Origin of the sequence: Rhodococcus gannanensis (assembly GCF_042681175.1) — a bacterium.
In the GTDB taxonomy this organism is placed as follows: Bacteria; Actinomycetota; Actinomycetes; order Mycobacteriales; family Mycobacteriaceae; genus Rhodococcus_G; species Rhodococcus_G gannanensis.
In genome coordinates, this window is the sequence record NZ_JBHUFB010000007.1 from 290,890 (window position 1) to 307,377 (window position 16,488).

A 16,488-nucleotide genomic window follows, 5' to 3' on the forward strand; every position below is an offset into this window, starting at 1 on the left:
ACAGCAGGAAGCGGCGCGTCGGGAACAAACCGGACACTCCAGGAGTTGTCAGGGAACAAGAGCGAGGTCCGCGCGACCGCTTCCAGCCGTCCCGAGCAGGAGGTTCATCCATCTCGATGGTCAACGCCCCGTCCGACGTCGACACCACACCGGCCGACATCGACTCCGATTCCGTCCTCAGCGGTACCGCCGCGTTCGACGCCAGCGGAGACCAGTCGGCGATGCCGTCATGGGACGAGCTCGTTCGTGAGCACGGCGACCGCGTGTACCGGCTCGCCTACCGGCTGTCCGGCAACGCACAGGACGCCGAGGACCTGACCCAGGACACGTTCATCCGGGTGTTCCGTTCGCTGTCCAACTACCAGGCGGGCACCTTCGAGGGATGGCTGCACCGCATCACGACGAACCTGTTCCTCGACATGGTGCGGCGACGCAACCGCATCAAGATGGAGGCGCTGCCCGAGGACTACGAGCGGGTGCCGTCGCAGAACCCGAATCCCGAGCAGGTGTACCACGACGCCCGGCTCGACCCAGACCTCCAGGCTGCGTTGGACTCCCTCGCGCCCGAGTTCCGTGCCGCAGTCGTACTGTGTGACGTCGAAGGCCTGTCCTACGAGGAGATCGGTGCCACACTGGGCGTCAAGCTCGGAACCGTGCGCAGTCGGATCCACCGCGGACGCCAGGCGCTGCGCGATCATCTGACCGTCGCGCAGGCCGGGCGTGAGCTCGAGGCAGGAACGACAGTCGCGTGAGTGTGCAGGAGGAGCGGATGACGCAGGCCCGCGAGCCTCGCCGGTTCGGTTCTACGGAACATCTGGCCAGCGAGGCCGTTGCAGCGTACGTCGACGGCGAACTGCAGATGAATGCCTACCTCCGCGCCTCCCAGCACCTGTCCGTGTGTGGGGAGTGCGCGGCCGCCGTCGACGCCCAGCAGCACGCGCGCGTGGCGCTGCGGCAGTCCGGCGAGATCACCATGCCGGTCTCGCTCCTCGGCATTCTCAGCCGGATCCCGACCTGCCAGCCCGCCGAGGACCCGGCCGACGCCGCTCGCACCGACCGTGCCCGGCGGCGCACGGGGTTCACCTCGTCCTCGTATTCGCTGACGACGTGGCGTCGTCGCCGCTGATCCGGGAGGCCCGCCGCCCCGCACTCGTCGGTGCCGCGCTGCCTGTCGGTGATACTGGGTGCCGTGACTGACGACGCCAACGAACCGGACGGTCCGAACACGCCGTCGCCGAAGTCGGACCAGCCCGCCCCGAACTCGGCACCCGAGACGAACGCCGCCGAGAACGGTGTCCCGCAGCGCCTGGCGCCCCGGCCGCTGTACCGGCCCGCCGTCGATCCCGGCGCGGCCGCGGCGTTCGGTCGTCCCGCCGGTGTCGCCGACTCGTTCGCGCCGTCCCGCACCACCACCGAACCCACCGTCACCGTGCGGCCCCCCGATCCGTCCGTCGCGGAGGCGTACGGCCGCCCGGAGGGCGAGACCGAGACGCTTCAGCGCGGGCCGGACGAGGCAGGCGACGGCGGCGACGCCGGGGACACGCCCGCCGACCCGTGGCGTGACCCGACCGCGGCCGCGCGGCTCGGCGGCGCGGCCGTCGACACGCCCCCGCCCGCCCCGCTGCCGCCTGCCGAGAAGCTCGGCGTGCGCGACGTCCTGCTCGGCGACCGCGTCGCACCGCGTGCACTTGCGGCCCTCGCCGCGGTGGCGCTCGTGATCGGGCTCGCCGGCGGCGTCGTCGGACGCATGACCGCCGAGAACGTCGGCGCCCTGACCAGTCAGAAGGTCGAGCTCACCCAGTCCGGCGGCGGTGACCGTGAAGCCGGGCAGGTCGCGAAGGTCGCCGAGGCGGTGCTGCCGTCCGTGGTGTCGATCCAGGTCGCGCTCGGTGACCAGGCCGGCACAGGGTCCGGTGTCGTCGTCGACGGAGCTGGATACATCGTCACCAACAACCACGTCATCTCGATGGCGGCGACCGATCCCGCGAACGCCACGATCCGGGTCGTGTTCTCCGACGGCACCCGCGCGCCCGCGTCGATCGTCGGTCGCGACACCAAGACGGACCTCGCCGTCCTCAAGGTCGACGTCGGGAACCTGACCGTCGCGCAGCTCGGCAAGTCGTCGGACGTCCAGGTCGGTGACGACGTCGTGGCGGTCGGATCGCCGCTCGGGCTGAGCAAGACCGTCACCAGTGGCATCGTCAGTGCGCTGCACCGGCCGGTGCGGCTCGGCGGCGAGGGCACCGACACCGATGCGGTGATCGACGCGGTCCAGACCGACGCGGCAATCAACCCGGGCAACTCGGGTGGCCCGCTCGTCGACGCCGAGGGCCGGGTCATCGGCATCAACTCTGCGATCCGCAGCGAGAGCGGTGGATCGGTGGGTCTCGGCTTCGCGATCGGGATCGACGACGTCACCCGCGTGACCCAGGAGCTGATCCGGAACGGTGTCATGCACCACTCGGAGATCGGCGTCAACTCACGATCGGTGACCAACGAGCAGACCACCGGCGCGCAGGTCGCGAACGTCCAGTCGGGGAGCCCTGCCGAGCAAGCGGGCATCGTCGAGGGTGACGTGATCGTCCGGGTCGGCGATCGGGACGTGACCAACGCGGACGAGTTGGTCGTCGCGGTCCACGGCACCGAGGCGGGCCGGCCCGTCCCGGTGAAGTTGATCCGGTCGGGCCGCGAGGTCGAGGTCCAGGTCACACCCGTTTCCGACTGACGCTCCCCGCCGCAATCGGAGATTCCGGACATCAGCTGTGAGGATCCGGTGAAATCCGGGGTTCGGGGGGACGCGGTGGCCGGGCGGCACGTAGTCTGGTCACGTGTTTGGCAACATCGGCTGGGGCGAGTTCATGATCCTGCTCGTCGCCGCGCTCGTGATCCTCGGACCCGAGCGCCTTCCCGGCGCCGTCTCGTGGATCAGCAAGTCGCTCCGTCAGGTGCGTGAGTACGCCGGTGGCGCGACTCAGCAGCTCAAGGACGAACTCGGTCCCGAGTTCGACGACCTGCGCAAGCCGCTGTCCGAGCTCAACCAGCTGCGCGGCATGACGCCTCGGGCGGCGATCACCAAGCATCTCCTCGACGGCGACGACTCGATCTTCACCGGGAACTTCGACGACAAGAAGTCGTCCGGCGCCAACGGGTCCGCGCCGACACCGAAGCCGACGACCACGCCGCTCGGTGACGGCGACAAGCCGCCGATCGACATCGACGCCACCTGAGCAGGCGCGACAGTACAGCGAGCCCCGCCCCGGAGACCGGGACGGGGCTCGCTGCATTCGTCGGTCAGGACCCGAACAGCTGCTCGATCAGGCCCGGCTCACCCACCCAGCCACTGCCGGTGTCGACCGAGCCGAACATCGGCCGGATCTCGGCCGGGGCGACGAGGTCGGTGTACGTGACGGTGTAGACGACGTCGTCGTCGACCGTGCACACGTGCCGTACCTGATAGGTGCCGTCGGGCACGCCGCCCCACGAGTAGCCCTGCCAGCCGTCGTCGCCGGGAGAGGTGGCGGGCACGTCCTCCACGACGGTTCCGGTGGTCTGGTCGACGAGGGTCGCCCCGCACAGGGTGCCGAGCGGGACGCCCTCGACCGAGGCGGTCACGTCGTTCTCGATCACGTCGGCGGTCGAGGTGATCGATGCGGCCGAGGCGGTACCGATGCAGAGTAGGAGCAGGGGTGCGGCCACAGCCGCGGTGAGAGCAGTGCGCACGAGCAGTGTCGTCATCCCGATCCTTGTCGCCGGGTGCCGAGATCGCCGCGGCACCCCGAATGGAGACCATCAGGTGATGGTTCGCACCACAAGCTAGCAATCCGAACGATTCTCAGGGGCCAAATCGGGAAAGTGTCAGTGTCGCGGCGTAACAGGTTTACCCGCCGGCCCGGCTGCCGGCTCTACAGATGCCGGGTGGTGTCGATGCCCAGCGACATGCCCGCCAGGCCGCGGGCCCGTACCGACAGCTTGTCGGCGATGTCGCGCAGCGCGCTGCCCGCAGCGGAGTCCGGCTGCGCGAGCACGATCGGGACGCCGGCGTCGCCGCCCTCGCGTACTGCCTGCTCCAGCGGTATCTGGCCGAGCAGCGGAACCTTCGCGCCCACCGCGCGGGTGAGCCGGTCGGCGACCGTCTGCCCGCCGCCGGAACCGAAGACGTCCATGCGGGTGCCGTCCGGCAGTTCCATCCACGACATGTTCTCGACGACGCCGACGATCCGCTGGCGAGTCTGCAGCGCGATCGAGCCGGCGCGTTCGGCGACCTCGGCGGCCGCCTGCTGCGGGGTCGTCACCACGAGGATCTCGGCGCCGGGGATCAGCTGCGCGACGGAGATCGCGACGTCGCCGGTGCCGGGCGGCAGGTCCAGGAGGAGCACGTCGAGATCGCCCCAGAACACGTCGGCCAGGAACTGCTGGAGCGCGCGGTGCAGCATCGGGCCGCGCCACACGACAGGGGTGTTGCCCTGGGTGAACTGCGCGATCGAGATCATCTTCACCTCGTGCGCGATCGGCGGCACGATCATGCGCTCGACCTGCGTCGGCTTCGCATCGGTCCCGAGCATCCGGGGGATGGAGTGGCCGTAGATGTCGGCGTCGAGGACGCCGACGGACAGGCCCTTCGCGGCCATCGCCGCGGCGAGGTTGACGGTGACGGACGACTTGCCGACGCCGCCCTTGCCGGACGCGACCGCGTAGACGCGGGTCAGCGAGCCGGGCTGGGCGAACGGGATGACCGGTTCGGTGGAGTCGCCGCGCAGCGACTTGCGCAGTTCGGTGCGCTGCTCGTCGTTCATCACGTCGAGCTCGACGCGGATCGCACCGATTCCGGCGACGTCGGCGACGGCCTTGGTCACCCGTTCGGTGATCTCGGTGCGCATCGGGCACGCCGCGGTGGTCAGGTAGACGACGATGTCCACGCCGCCGTCGTCGTCGAGGGTGACGCTCTTGACCATGCCCAGGTCGGTGATGGGCTTGCGGATCTCCGGGTCGAGCACCTTGGCGAGGGCACCGCGAACGTCGGACTCGGTCACTGCTGGCATGACACCCATGGTAGGTGCCGGGTCGTCAGTGGATTCGCGGCAGGTCGGCCGAGCTGGGATTGACACCTGTCGAGTACGCCAGCGACCACGCGGTGACGTTCGCGACATAGGCCATCGAGTTGTTGTAACGCAGGATGGCCTTCGTCGCGGAGACGATGTCGCGCATGTCGGTGCCGCCGTCGCACAGGTAGTTGCCCGTGGACGCGGCCGCGTCGTAGAGGTTCTGGGGGTCGGCGACGCCGTCGCCATTGCCGTCGATCCCGAACTGGGCCCACGTTGTGGGGATGAACTGGGTGGGGCCGACGGCCCGGTCGTAGACCGCATCGCCGTCGAGGGCGCCGCCGTCGGTGTCCATGATGACGGCCTGGCCGGGGAGGCTGCCGTCGAGGGGCAGGCCGATGATCGGCTCCAGTAGGTTGCCCGTCGCGTCGGCCTGGCCGCCGTTCGCGTGGCTCGACTCGACCCGGCCGATACCGGCGATCTGCATCCAGGTGATGCCGCACGCCGGGTCTCGTTCGGCGAGGACGCGTTCCGCCGAGCGGTAGGCGTCGAAGTTGATGGCGGGCATTCCGAGCGGGCCCTCCGGCAGGGGCGCGGGGGCGGGTTCCGGTGCGGGGGCGCTGACGGCGAACGCCGGTGTGACGGCCGCTGCTTCCGGCACGACCGCCGCGACGTCGTGCTCCGGGTCGGCCGCGGGCTCGGCGACCGCGTCGGTGAGCGGCGACGCTTTCGCCGTGGTCAGGAACGGGAGCGCGGCACCGACCCCTCCGACGTTGGACACGGCCACGAGGCCACCCGGGACGAGCCCGGCGAGTGCGATGACCGAGTTCCGTTTTGCCTTCGACTCCGTCGGCTTGCTGTGGCGACCCACGTCGTACCTCCTGCGGTCCCCGTGAGGGCGGGGACGGTCGTTGGTGAACGGAGGCGACGCTACCTGATTCGCAACATTCCCGTTATGGACCTGTGACCTTCCGTGGCCCGATTTCGCAGCGGAAAGCCAGGTGGAACGAGTAAAAGACTAGGTCTCAAATTTATTGCGACATGGGCGAGTCAGATGACGGAACGGTTACGACGCCGGCGAGACGATCGCCCGCGTCACCACGTCACGCCGGCGGGCAGAACGCCAGGCACGGCAGGGGAGGGAGTGTGGGCAGGGCGGGGAGACCCGGAATCAGTGGCTGCGGCGCACCCGGAGCGGCGGCGTTGCGGAGGGCGTCCGGATCGCTCGGGGCGGGCGCGGGCGTCGGTGTCGGTTCCGCGGGCAGACCGGGTTCGACCGGCACCTCGCGGATCTCGCCGGGCTCCGGGGTGCCGCCTGCCGCGTAGGCGGACGACCAGCCGATCACGTTCGCGGCGTACGCCATCGAGTTGTTGTAGCGCAGCACCGCACGCTGCTCCTGGCCCGGGTCGCGCAGGTCGAGACCGCCGGAGCACAGGTACCTGGCCGCGGCGAGCGACGCGTCGAAGACGTTGTTGGGGTCGGCGCGGCCGTCGTCGTTGCCGTCCGCGGCGTAGCGCGCCCAGGTCCCGGGAATGAACTGCATCGGACCGACCGCCCGATCGTGCGTCGTGTCGCCGTCGACGGCGCCGCCGTCGGTGTCGCGGATGACGTTGTTGCCCGCCAGTGAGCCGTCGAGACGCGGACCGAGGATCGGGGTCACCGTCGTGCCGGCGGCGTCGGTGCGCCCGCCACCGGCGTGGCCCGACTCGATCCGGCCGATACCGGCGAGGAGGTGCCAGGTCACGCCGCAGCCGGGCTGTTCCGCCGCCAGCGTCGCCTCGGCCGCACGGTAGGCGCCGAGCACCAACTCCGGAATGCCGAGCGATCCGATGGTCACGGGAATCGGTGTCAGCGCGCCGGTCGCCAGGGGCGACGCGAGCCGTTCCGCGATCGCGGGCGGTAGTTCGAACGACACCGGTGCCGGCGGGGTGTACGCGTGCGGGGCCCGGGTCAGCCGCGGTGCGGGTTCGAGTACCTCGACGACGCCCGCGGGGCCGTCGGACGCGACGGTGGTGACCGCCATCGGGACGACCGTGGTTCCCGGCGTTCCACCCACCGACAGGCCTACGGTCACGCCGCAGGCGAGTGCCGCCGCGGCCAGGCCGGCCAGGCTCCTCACTCGCATTCGCAGTCCCCACGTACTCGCCGAGCCGGACACCCCCACCCGTTGTGTGACCGAGGTTACATAACGGAAACGTCCCTCGCCGGGTGTTCGGCCGCGAGCCGCACGCTCAACGCTTCGGCTGCGGGTCCTCGTCGTCCTCCCGAGCGGCCAGCAGCGACTTGATCTCGTCGAGCTCGCGGCGCAGGTAGTCGCGGGTCGCGACCTCGCCGACGGCGAGACGCAGGGAGGCCAGCTCGCGAGCGAGGAACTCCGTGTCCGCCTTCGTCTGTTCGGCGCGCGATCGATCCTCTTCCAGCGAGACGCGGTCGCGGTTCTCCTGCCGGTTCTGCGCCAGCAGGATCAGCGGGGCCGCGTAGGCGGCCTGCGTGGAGAACGCCAGGTTCAGCAGGATGAACGGGTAGGGATCCCACTGCAGGCCCACCGCGGCCACGTTGAGAATGATCCAGACGATCACCACCACGGTCTGGATCAGCAGGTACTTGCCCGTGCCGAGGAAACGGGCGATGGACTCGCTGACGCGGCCGACCGCCTCGACGTCGATGTTGAACCCGCGCCAGCCGCCGCCCGGGGTGTCGAGTCGTGCCCGCGCCGACTGGGTCGACCGGTCCGCGCTCGTTCGCTTCTCACTCACCGGTCAGCTCCTCCTCGCGCCAGTCCTCCGGCAGCAGGTGGTCGAGCACGTCGTCCACGGCGACCGCGCCCAACAGGTGTCCTTCGGTGTCGACGACGGGCGCGACCACCAGGTTGTACCGCGCGAAGTACCGGGTGATCGTGGCCAGAGGATCCTCGGGGTCGAGCGATCCGAGGTCGGTGTCGAGCAGGCCGCCGACGAGCGAGGCCGGTGGTTCGCGTAGCAGTCGTTGTAGGTGCACGCAGCCGAGGTAGCGGCCGGTCGGGGTGGAGATCGGTGCCCGCACCACGAACGCCATGCTCGCGACCGACGGCGTCAGGTCGGGATTGCGGGCCATCGCGAGCGCCTCCGCGACCGTGGTCGCCGGGCCGAGGATCACCGGTTCCGGCGTCATCAGGCCGCCCGCGGTGTCGGGGGAGTGCTCGAGCAGGCGGCGCACCGGCTCCGAGTCCTCCGGATCCATCAACTGCAGCAGCGACTCCGCTTCGGTCTCCGGCAGCTCACCGAGGAGGTCGGCGGCGTCGTCCGGGTCCATCGCCTCCAGGACGTCCGCGGCGCGCTCCACCTCGAGGTGGGTCAGCAGGTCCGTCTGGTCGTCGGCCGGCAGCTCCTGCAGGATGTCGGCGAGGCGCTCGTCGTCCAGGGCCACGGCGACCTCGTGACGCCGCTTGTCCGGCAGGTCGCGCATCGCATTGGCCACGTCCGCGGCCCGCATGCCGTCGAACTGGGCGAGCAGCTGCGACACGCCCTGACCGGGCTGTTCGAGCTGCGCCTGCGTCAGTCCCTCCACGTGCTGCCACTCCACGACGTGCACCGGCGCGCGGCGTGCCAGCCGGGCCCGCGGTCTCCGCACCGCCACGCGGGAGACTACCCAGTCGCGGGTGCGGGTCAGTTCGATGCCGAGATCGACGACGAGGACGTCGATTCCGGCGAGTTCCTCCAGCTCGGGGTCGTCCACCCGGACCCGGGTGTCGACGACCTGCGCGAGCGCGAGCACCTCGCCGGGTTTCTGGGCGAACTTGCGGAGGCTGACGCTGCCGGTCAGCGTCACCGAGCCCGGTTCGACCGCGGTCACACGCAGCATCGGGACGAAGATGCGCCGTCGCGTCACCAGTTCCACGACCAGCCCCAGCACCCGGGGGCGTTGCCGCCCGAACCGGATGCCGATCACCACGTCACGGACCCGGCCGATCGATTCGCCGTCCGGTCCCAGCACCACGAGGCCCGCGAGCCTGGCTGCGAAGACCTTGCTCACTGCTGCCATGATGGCAAGGCTAATTGTCTCGGTGTCCGGACGTCGGATCGCGGACGTCGGGTCGCCTCTCGGTGGGAGGTTCACGATGGTGCAGGCACGTCCGCGGCGGTCGGTGCTCGCCGTTCCCGGCAGCAGCCGCAAGATGATCGAGAAGGCGAAGGGCCTGCCCGCGGACGAGGTGTTCCTCGACCTGGAGGACGCGGTGTCGCCGCTGGCAAAGGCGCAGGCGCGCACCGAGATCGCAGAGGCGCTGGCGTCGGACGGCTGGGGATCCCAGATCAAGGTGGTCCGCGTCAACGACTGGACCACGCAGTGGACGTACCGCGACGTCGTCGACGTGGTGTCGGCCGCGGGCGTGCACGTGGACGCGATTCTGCTGCCGAAGGTGGTCGACGCCAGTCACGTTCAGGCGCTCGACCTGCTGTTGACCCAGGTGGAGAAGGACGCAGGACTCGAGGTCGGGCGGATCGGCATCGAGGCCCAGATCGAGAACGCGATCGGCCTGACCAACATCAACCGGATCGCGACGGCGAGCCCGCGGGTGCAGACGCTGGTGTTCGGTCCCGCCGACTTCATGGCGAGCATCAACATGCGCACGCTCGTGGTCGGTGAGCAGCCGGAGGGCTACGACACCGGCGACGCCTACCACCACATCCTGATGACGATCCTGATGGCCGCCCGCGCGCACGGGCTCGAGGCGATCGACGGTCCCTACCTGCAGATCCGTGACGTCGACGCGTTCCGGCGGGCCGCGTCCCGGTCGGCTGCGCTCGGGTTCGACGGCAAGTGGGTACTCCATCCCACCCAGATCGACGCCGCCAACGAGGTGTTCAGTCCCCGTCAGGAGGACTACGACAAGGCCGAGATGATCCTCGACGCGTACGAGTTCCACACCTCGGCCGCCGGAGGCGCGCGGGGTGCCGCGATGCTCGGTGACGAGATGATCGACGAGGCCAGCGCCAAGATGGCTCAGGTGATCGCGGCGAAGGGCCGCGCCGCCCGAATGACCCGCACGACGCGTTTCGATCCCGAATCTCCGTAAACTGGACATCAGCCGCAGCGCGACAGCGGCCCGCCGTCACGATCCGACGGACCGGGGCACACCCGGTTCGCGGGAGAACCAGGAGCGCCGCCGAATGCCGAACCCACTCGGACCGCCGAATCAGCCCGGACGGGGCGGACTTCCGACGCCGCCCACCGGCTGGCCGATCGGCTCGTACCCCACCTACGCGGAGGCGCAGCGCGCCGTCGACTACCTCTCGGACCAGCAGTTCTCGGTCGAGGACGTCACCATCGTCGGCGTCGACCTCATGCAGGTCGAGCGAGTTCTCGGCCGGCTCAGCTGGGCGAAAGTCATTGGCGGCGGCATCGTTTCGGGTGCCTGGCTCGGCGTGTTCCTGGGTCTTCTCCTGGGTCTGTTCACCGACAACCTGCTCGGCCCGCTGATCGCGGGCATCCTCGGCGGCATCGTCTTCGGCGTCATCTCGACGACCATTCCGTACGCCGCGACGAGGGGCACCCGCGACTTCGCCTCGACCATGCAGCTGGTTGCGGGACGCTACGACGTGCTGTGCGAACCGAAGACGGCGGAGCGGGCCCGCGACATGCTTGCCAAACTGGCGCTCTGACGGACGGCCGGGGGACGGGGTGCGCGACACGCTCGACGTTCGGGAGCTCGGCCGCGCCACGCTCGCACGGCAGTACCTGCTGGAGCGGACCGCGCTGTCGGCCGTGGACGCCACACGGCACCTGTACGGACTGCAGGCGCAGTCGCCGACCGCGCCGTACTTCGCCCTGTGGACCCGGCTGACGGGGTTCGGCGCCGATCAGCTGTCGCAGCTGATCGAGGACGGCGCGGTCGTGCGCATCGTGACGATGCGGGGCACCGTGCACGCCGTGACGGCGGAGGACGCGCGGGAACTGCGGCCGTGGACACAGCCGATCATGGACCGCGACCTCCGCACCAACGCCCAGCACGCCAAGGCGCTCGCCGGGTTCGACCGGGATGCCCTCGAGTCGTGGTCGCGGGAGCATCTGGAGGCCGCCCCCTCGACGCTGGCGGCGCTGAGGCCGCTGCTCGCGGAGCGCTGGCCGGACCGGGACCCGGCGGCGCTCGCGCACGCCGTGCGGGACGTGCTTCCGCTGGTGCAGGTACCGCCGCGGGGCCTGTGGGGACGATCCGGTCAGCCGGTCTGCACGACGCTGGAGCACTGGACGGGATCGCCACTGACGGAACCGGATCCGGAGCGGATCGTCGTGCGGTACCTCGCGGCGTACGGCCCCGCCACGGTCGCCGACGCGCAGGCGTGGTCGGGGCTGACGCGGCTCGGTGAGGTCTTCGACCGGCTGCGTGACCGGCTGCGGGTCTTCGGCGGCCCGGACGGTGTGGAGCTGTTCGACCTGCCCGACGCGCCGCGTCCCGGTGGCGACGCGCCTGCGCCGGTTCGGATCCTCGCTCCGTTCGACAGTGTTCTGCTCGCGCACGCGAACCGGTCTCGGGTCCTCGACGACGCCCACCGTCGAGTCCTGTTCACTGTCAACGGCATCGTCAAACCTGCGCTGCTGCTGGACGGCGAGGTGGCCGGTCACGTCACGATGACCTCGGGCCGGGACGGCGCGGTCGCGGAGGTCACCGGGTTCCGCCCCCTGTCGAAGCGTGTGATGTCGGAGGTGGCGACGGAGGTGCGGGACCTGCTCGAGTTCGCCCATCCCGGACTCGAACACGACGTCCGGATCGCCTGGAACTGACCTCACACAGCCGTCGACACGCCGTGAGATGCGGGTCACACCACCCGTGACCGGGCGAAACGGTCGCCGGGTGTTAGATGGGGTGGTGACCGACAACGTCCTGACCTCAGTGCGCGCTCACCTGGTGGAGCGCTTCGGCGGCACCGAGCCGTCGGCGGCCTCGGTGACGTTCCTGGGGCTGGAACCGCTCGAGGTGCTGCGCTTCGCACCCGGCCCCGACGGTGTTGTCCGCTATGCCTCCCTCGGCTGCTCGAGGCATCCGATGGGTGATCCCAGCGACCTGGTCGCCGACCCCGTCCGAGGCCCCCGCGCGGAACTCGTCCTGACCCTGCAGGGTGGGCTCGACGTCGCGTCGGGTGTGCACCGCTCCCTCGCGATACTCGCCGCGGCGCCGGCGGTCGAGGGCGTCGTCCTGGCGCTGGACGGCCTCGTGGACCTGGGTGAGCCGCTGTGGAAGGGGGCTCCGTTCACGGCAATCCTGTTGGGGGACAGTGGAGTCGAAGCTCTCGCGCTGCCCGAGCCCGCGGATCCGGTGGAGTTCCTGGAGGCGGTGCCGATTACCGGTACCGAGGCGGCGTGGGTTCGCCTCAAGGGTGCCGCTGCGTTGCGTGAGGCGTGGGACGAGGCGGGCATCGACGTCCGCGACCCGCGTCGTGCCCAGGCGTCACTCTGACCCGCGTGGACGTCGGTCTCAGAGCCAGTCGTTGCGCCGGAACGTCACGAACAGTCCGCTGCAGACGACCGCGATGACCGTCAGGATCGCGGGATAGCCCAGGCTCCACCCCAGTTCGGGCATGTGCTCGAAGTTCATGCCGTAGATGCCCGCGATCATCGTCGGGACGGCTGCGATCGCGACCCACGCCGAGATCTTCCGCATGTCGGTGTTCTGCTGCACGGCGACCTTCGCCAGCGCCGCCTCCACCAGGGTGCTCAGCACCTCGTCGAACTCCGTGACCCGCTCGGCCACGATCGTGTGATGGTCCTGCACGTCCCGGAGATAACGCCGAACCTCTTTCGGTACACCGAGACTCGCCTCCTGCCCGAGGCGTTGCAGCGGCGCGCCGAGAGGTGCGACGGCCTTCCGTAGTTCGACGATCTCCCGCTTGAGGAGGTAGATGGAATCGACGTCGACCTGGCGGACGCTGAACACGTCCTCCTCCAGTTGGTCGACGTCGCGTTCGACGAGATCGGTGACGGCCAGGTAGCTGTCGACGACGTGGTCGGCGATCGCGTGCATGACGGCGCTCGGACCGCGGGCGAGTCGCGACGGATCCGCGTCCATCGAAGCACGCACACCGGCGAGTCCGCAGTGGTCGCCGTGGCGGACGGTCACGACGAAGTCGCGGCCGAGGAAGATCATGATCTCCCCGGTCTCGACGATCTCCCGTGCCGTCGAGATGGAGTCGTGTTCGACGTAGGTCACGGTGCGCAGTACCAGGAACAGTACGTCGTCGTACACCTCGAGTTTGGGTCGCTGGTGGGCGTGCACCGCATCCTCGACCATCAACTCGTGCAGCCCGAAAACCTCTGCGACGGAATTCATCTGGTGTGCGTCCGGAGCGTGCAGACCCACCCAGACGAATCCGGTGCCCCGGGCGCGTACCTCCGCGAGCGCGGCAGAGTGGGTGAACTTGCCACGCAAACGGTTCCCGTCGACGTAGACCCCGCAGTCCACGATGGCGCGCGCTGCGGGAACCCGGATGGTGGGCACGGGAGGTCGCGCCGTGGCGCGCGACGACCGAAGGGCCGAGATCGGAGGGATGGACGGCACGGGGTCACCTCCGGTCGCGGGGACGTCGCGGCTCATCCTATGTCGCTGCCGACGCCGGTGCGGCACCCGCCGGGTGGGCGAACCGGCCTGGAACAATGGCAGGGTGCGTATCGACCTCCACACCCACTCGACAGCTTCGGACGGCACGGACAGCCCCGCCGGGGTGGTTCGGGGCGCCGCCGAGGCCGGGCTCTCGGTGGTCGCGCTGACCGATCACGACACCACCGCCGGTTGGTCGGAGGCCGTCGACGCGCTTCCCGCGGGAGTCACCCTGGTCCGGGGCATGGAGATGTCGTGCACGGGCCGTGGTGAGGACGGCAGACCCGTGGCGGTCCACCTGCTGGCCTACCTGTTCGATCCGACGAACGACGCGTTCGCCCGCGAGCGACTTCGACTCCGGGACGAGCGGACGTCGCGGCTGCGGGCGATGGCCGAGAAGATGGCCGCGGAGGGGTTGCCGATCGACCCGGATGCGGTGATGGCGGCTGCCGGACCTGCGGCGGGCCGGCCGCACCTGGCGCGGGCGCTGGTCGAGGCCGGCGTCGTCGGGTCGGTGAACGAGGCCTTCGCGGACCTGCTGCGGACCGGTGGCAGGTACTACGTGCACAAGGAGGACACCCCGCTGCCGGAGGCGGTGCGAATGGTCTCCGAGGCGGGCGGCGTCAGCGTCCTCGCGCACCCGCGGGCGTCGTCCCGAGGCAGGCTGATGGACATGAACCAGATCGGTGAACTCGTCGCCGACGGTCTCGGCGGGGTGGAGGTGGCACACCACGATCACGGTGCCGCCGACCAGCGGATACTGCGGGGGATCGCCGCCGATCTGGACCTGGTGGTCACCGGGTCCTCGGACTTCCACGGCAGCAACAAGTCGGTCGTGCTCGGCGAGTTCGTCACCGACCCCGATCAGTACGACCGGATCGTCGAGTCGGCGTCCGGGGTCGACGTGGTGGTCGGATGAACGGCTACCGGGTCCAGGAACACGATCCCGAGTGGGAGCCGCCCACGGACGTGATCCGCACCCCCGGGCGTGCGGCGCCGCCGCGCAGGCGCAGTGGCGCCGCACGGGCGCTGCAGGGGCTGAGTGGGTCGGTTACGGCGGGCGTCGTGGTGCTGGCTCTGGTGGTCGTCGTGACGGCGTGGCTCGGCTCGCGGCGCGGCTTCCCGGGGCCGGGTGCGGTGTCGGTGACGGCGCACGTCGTCGCCGCCGTCCTGGTCGTCGTCGCCCAGCGGTTCGCCGACCACCGCCGGGGTGGTGTGGCCGTCGTCGGGTCGCTGGTCGTGTTCTTCGTCACAGCAGTGCTGTTGTGGACGCAGTGGTGGGGGTAGCTCACCAGAATCGGGGTTCACTAGTGAGATTTGCCAGCGGTGAGCCGTCGGTGGCAGACTTGCTGCACCCCAGAGCCGGTGCCACAGCCCGGCAGGGGAGCGAAGTCGATTTCAACAAGCGGCAGATTTCAGTACCCGAGCCCACCCCGCTCGGCGTCACCGAACCTCCAGAGGCGCGTGCCCATCCAGTAGACCGATCGGGCCCCGATCGTGCACCCTCTGAGATTCACCACAAGTACGAAAAACCTGCGGCTGCGTCGAAAAACAACCTTCGCCGCTGCTACTTCCCAGTAACCCGCCCCCGAGTGGTGGCGCCGCGAGTAGGAGTGTCATCGTGTCTCCCGTGACTGAAGCATCCACCCCACCCAAGGTTGAGCTGACCGACGAAGAGATCTTCGCGGGCCACGTCGGTGGCAAGCTCTCGGTCGAGACCACCGCCCCGCTCGATTCCCAGCGTGCCCTGTCGATCGCGTACACCCCGGGCGTCGCCCAGGTGAGCCGCGCCATCGCCGCGGACGAAACCCTCGCCGACCGCTACACCTGGACCAACCGCCTCGTGGTCGTCGTGTCCGACGGCTCCGCGGTGCTCGGCCTCGGTGACATCGGGCCGCGCGCCTCGCTGCCGGTCATGGAGGGCAAGTCGGCCCTGTTCAAGAACTTCGCGGGCCTGAACTCGATCCCGCTGGTCCTCGACACCAAGGATCCCGACGAGATCGTCGAGACCCTGGTCCGGCTGCGCCCGAGCTTCGGCGCCGTCAACCTCGAGGACATCTCGGCGCCCCGCTGCTTCGAGATCGAGAAGCGCGTCATCGAAGCCCTCGACTGCCCCGTCATGCACGACGACCAGCACGGCACCGCGATCGTGGCGCTCGCCGCGCTCAAGGGTGCGGCCCGGGTCCAGGACCGTGACATCACGAAGCTGCGCGTCGTGATCTCCGGTGCCGGTGCTGCCGGTGTCGCCTGCGCGAACATCCTCCTGCTGGCCGGCGTCTCCGACATCACCGTGCTGGACTCGAAGGGCATCGTCTCGAGCGATCGCGGCGACCTGAACGAGATCAAGGCCGACCTGGCCGCCCGCACCAACCCGGCGGGCCGCACCGGCGGCATCGTCGAGGCGCTCGACGGCGCGGACGTGTTCCTCGGCGTCTCCGCGGGCACCGTGCCGGAGGAGATCATCGCGACGATGGCCGACGACGCCATCATCTTCGCGATGTCGAACCCGGACCCGGAGATCCACCCCGACATCGCGCACAAGCATGCCGCGATCGTCGCGACCGGCCGTAGCGACTTCCCGAACCAGATCAACAACGTGCTCGCGTTCCCCGGCGTGTTCAAGGGTGCGCTGGACGCGGGCGCGCGCCGGATCACCGAGGGCATGAAGCTCGCGGCTGCCGAGGCGATCCTCTCGGTCGTCGCGGACGAGCTGGCGGCGGACAAGATCGTCCCGAGCCCGCTGGACCCGCGGGTGGCTCCGGCAGTCGCGGAGGCCGTCGCGAAGGCGGCTCGCGACGAGGGCGTCGCCCAGGCCTGACGCACAGGCTCCGTTTCCGGCTGAAGGGCGCTTTCGTTCGGTTCAACCGGACGGAAGTGCC

At 70.0% G+C, this 16,488-nt stretch carries 18 protein-coding genes; 11 read left to right on the forward strand and 7 right to left on the reverse strand.

The features are described 5' to 3' along the window. The first annotated feature begins 116 nt into the window (after positions 1–116). The 4 genes from sigE to tatB all read left to right on the forward strand — a co-directional run bounded on the left by sigE (position 117) and on the right by tatB (position 3,227). Entirely contained in the window at positions 117–752 is a 636-nt protein-coding gene (gene sigE / locus ACFSJG_RS05020) for an RNA polymerase sigma factor SigE (protein WP_378484098.1), read from the forward strand. A 17-nt stretch (positions 753–769) separates the two neighbouring features. Then, complete coding sequence (locus tag ACFSJG_RS05025) at positions 770–1,126, forward strand: anti-sigma factor (RefSeq protein WP_378484263.1); 357 nt, start codon at positions 770–772, stop codon at positions 1,124–1,126. A gap of 63 nt (positions 1,127–1,189) precedes the next feature. Continuing rightward, a complete protein-coding gene (locus ACFSJG_RS05030) occupies positions 1,190–2,725 on the forward strand; it encodes a S1C family serine protease (RefSeq protein ID WP_378484099.1) in 1,536 nt (511 codons plus the stop codon). Positions 2,726–2,828: 103 nt separating this feature from the next. Beyond that, positions 2,829–3,227: a Sec-independent protein translocase protein TatB gene (tatB, locus tag ACFSJG_RS05035; RefSeq protein ID WP_378484100.1), complete on the forward strand. Its 399-nt coding sequence runs from the start codon at positions 2,829–2,831 to the stop codon at positions 3,225–3,227. Between the two features lie 64 nt (positions 3,228–3,291). On the opposite strand, the gene ACFSJG_RS05040 is transcribed toward tatB, so the two are convergent. From ACFSJG_RS05040 to ACFSJG_RS05065, 6 genes are all read right to left on the reverse strand, one after another. Further along, the gene (locus tag ACFSJG_RS05040; RefSeq protein ID WP_378484101.1) at positions 3,292–3,735 is read right to left on the reverse strand and encodes a hypothetical protein; all 444 of its coding nucleotides are present in this window, start codon (positions 3,733–3,735) and stop codon (positions 3,292–3,294) included. 167 nt (positions 3,736–3,902) lie between these two features. Further along, a complete protein-coding gene (locus ACFSJG_RS05045) occupies positions 3,903–5,039 on the reverse strand; it encodes an Mrp/NBP35 family ATP-binding protein (RefSeq protein ID WP_378484102.1) in 1,137 nt (378 codons plus the stop codon). Positions 5,040–5,064: 25 nt separating this feature from the next. Beyond that, positions 5,065–5,910, reverse strand: coding sequence for a lytic transglycosylase domain-containing protein (locus ACFSJG_RS05050; RefSeq protein ID WP_378484103.1), 846 nt, complete (start codon positions 5,908–5,910; stop codon positions 5,065–5,067). Between the two features lie 232 nt (positions 5,911–6,142). Further along, a complete protein-coding gene (locus tag ACFSJG_RS05055; protein WP_378484104.1) occupies positions 6,143–7,165 on the reverse strand; it encodes a lytic transglycosylase domain-containing protein in 1,023 nt (340 codons plus the stop codon). 106 nt (positions 7,166–7,271) lie between these two features. Next, positions 7,272–7,796, reverse strand: coding sequence for a DUF1003 domain-containing protein (locus tag ACFSJG_RS05060; protein WP_378484105.1), 525 nt, complete (start codon positions 7,794–7,796; stop codon positions 7,272–7,274). Beyond that, positions 7,789–9,060, reverse strand: a complete 1,272-nt coding sequence (locus ACFSJG_RS05065) for a magnesium transporter MgtE N-terminal domain-containing protein (protein WP_378484106.1) — start codon at positions 9,058–9,060, stop codon at positions 7,789–7,791. The genes ACFSJG_RS05060 and ACFSJG_RS05065 overlap by 8 nt, the downstream gene beginning before the upstream one ends. A gap of 76 nt (positions 9,061–9,136) precedes the next feature. Between ACFSJG_RS05065 and ACFSJG_RS05070 the strand changes: the two genes are divergently transcribed. The 4 genes from ACFSJG_RS05070 (at position 9,137) to ACFSJG_RS05085 (ending at position 12,472) form a co-directional block, all read left to right on the forward strand. Then, complete coding sequence (locus ACFSJG_RS05070) at positions 9,137–10,093, forward strand: HpcH/HpaI aldolase/citrate lyase family protein (RefSeq protein ID WP_378484107.1); 957 nt, start codon at positions 9,137–9,139, stop codon at positions 10,091–10,093. A gap of 94 nt (positions 10,094–10,187) precedes the next feature. Then, positions 10,188–10,679, forward strand: a complete 492-nt coding sequence (locus tag ACFSJG_RS05075) for a YflT domain-containing protein (protein ID WP_378484108.1) — start codon at positions 10,188–10,190, stop codon at positions 10,677–10,679. 19 nt (positions 10,680–10,698) lie between these two features. Beyond that, positions 10,699–11,799 carry a winged helix DNA-binding domain-containing protein gene (locus tag ACFSJG_RS05080; RefSeq protein ID WP_378484109.1) on the forward strand — a complete coding sequence of 367 codons (1,101 nt, stop codon included), beginning with the start codon at positions 10,699–10,701 and terminating at the stop codon, positions 11,797–11,799. A gap of 85 nt (positions 11,800–11,884) precedes the next feature. Continuing rightward, positions 11,885–12,472 carry a suppressor of fused domain protein gene (locus ACFSJG_RS05085; RefSeq protein WP_378484110.1) on the forward strand — a complete coding sequence of 196 codons (588 nt, stop codon included), beginning with the start codon at positions 11,885–11,887 and terminating at the stop codon, positions 12,470–12,472. A gap of 18 nt (positions 12,473–12,490) precedes the next feature. Here ACFSJG_RS05085 and ACFSJG_RS05090 read toward each other — a convergent pair whose 3' ends face one another. Next, positions 12,491–13,606, reverse strand: coding sequence for a magnesium and cobalt transport protein CorA (locus ACFSJG_RS05090; RefSeq protein ID WP_378484111.1), 1,116 nt, complete (start codon positions 13,604–13,606; stop codon positions 12,491–12,493). Positions 13,607–13,673: 67 nt separating this feature from the next. Here ACFSJG_RS05090 and ACFSJG_RS05095 point away from each other — a divergent pair, with 67 nt between their 5' ends. From ACFSJG_RS05095 to ACFSJG_RS05105, 3 genes are all read left to right on the forward strand, one after another. After that, a complete protein-coding gene (locus ACFSJG_RS05095; RefSeq protein WP_378484112.1) occupies positions 13,674–14,528 on the forward strand; it encodes a PHP domain-containing protein in 855 nt (284 codons plus the stop codon). Continuing rightward, a complete protein-coding gene (locus ACFSJG_RS05100; protein WP_378484113.1) occupies positions 14,525–14,896 on the forward strand; it encodes a hypothetical protein in 372 nt (123 codons plus the stop codon). The genes ACFSJG_RS05095 and ACFSJG_RS05100 overlap by 4 nt, the downstream gene beginning before the upstream one ends. Positions 14,897–15,230: 334 nt before the next feature. Beyond that, positions 15,231–16,427, forward strand: a complete 1,197-nt coding sequence (locus ACFSJG_RS05105) for an NAD(P)-dependent malic enzyme (RefSeq protein WP_378484114.1) — start codon at positions 15,231–15,233, stop codon at positions 16,425–16,427. Positions 16,428–16,488 lie beyond the last annotated feature (61 nt).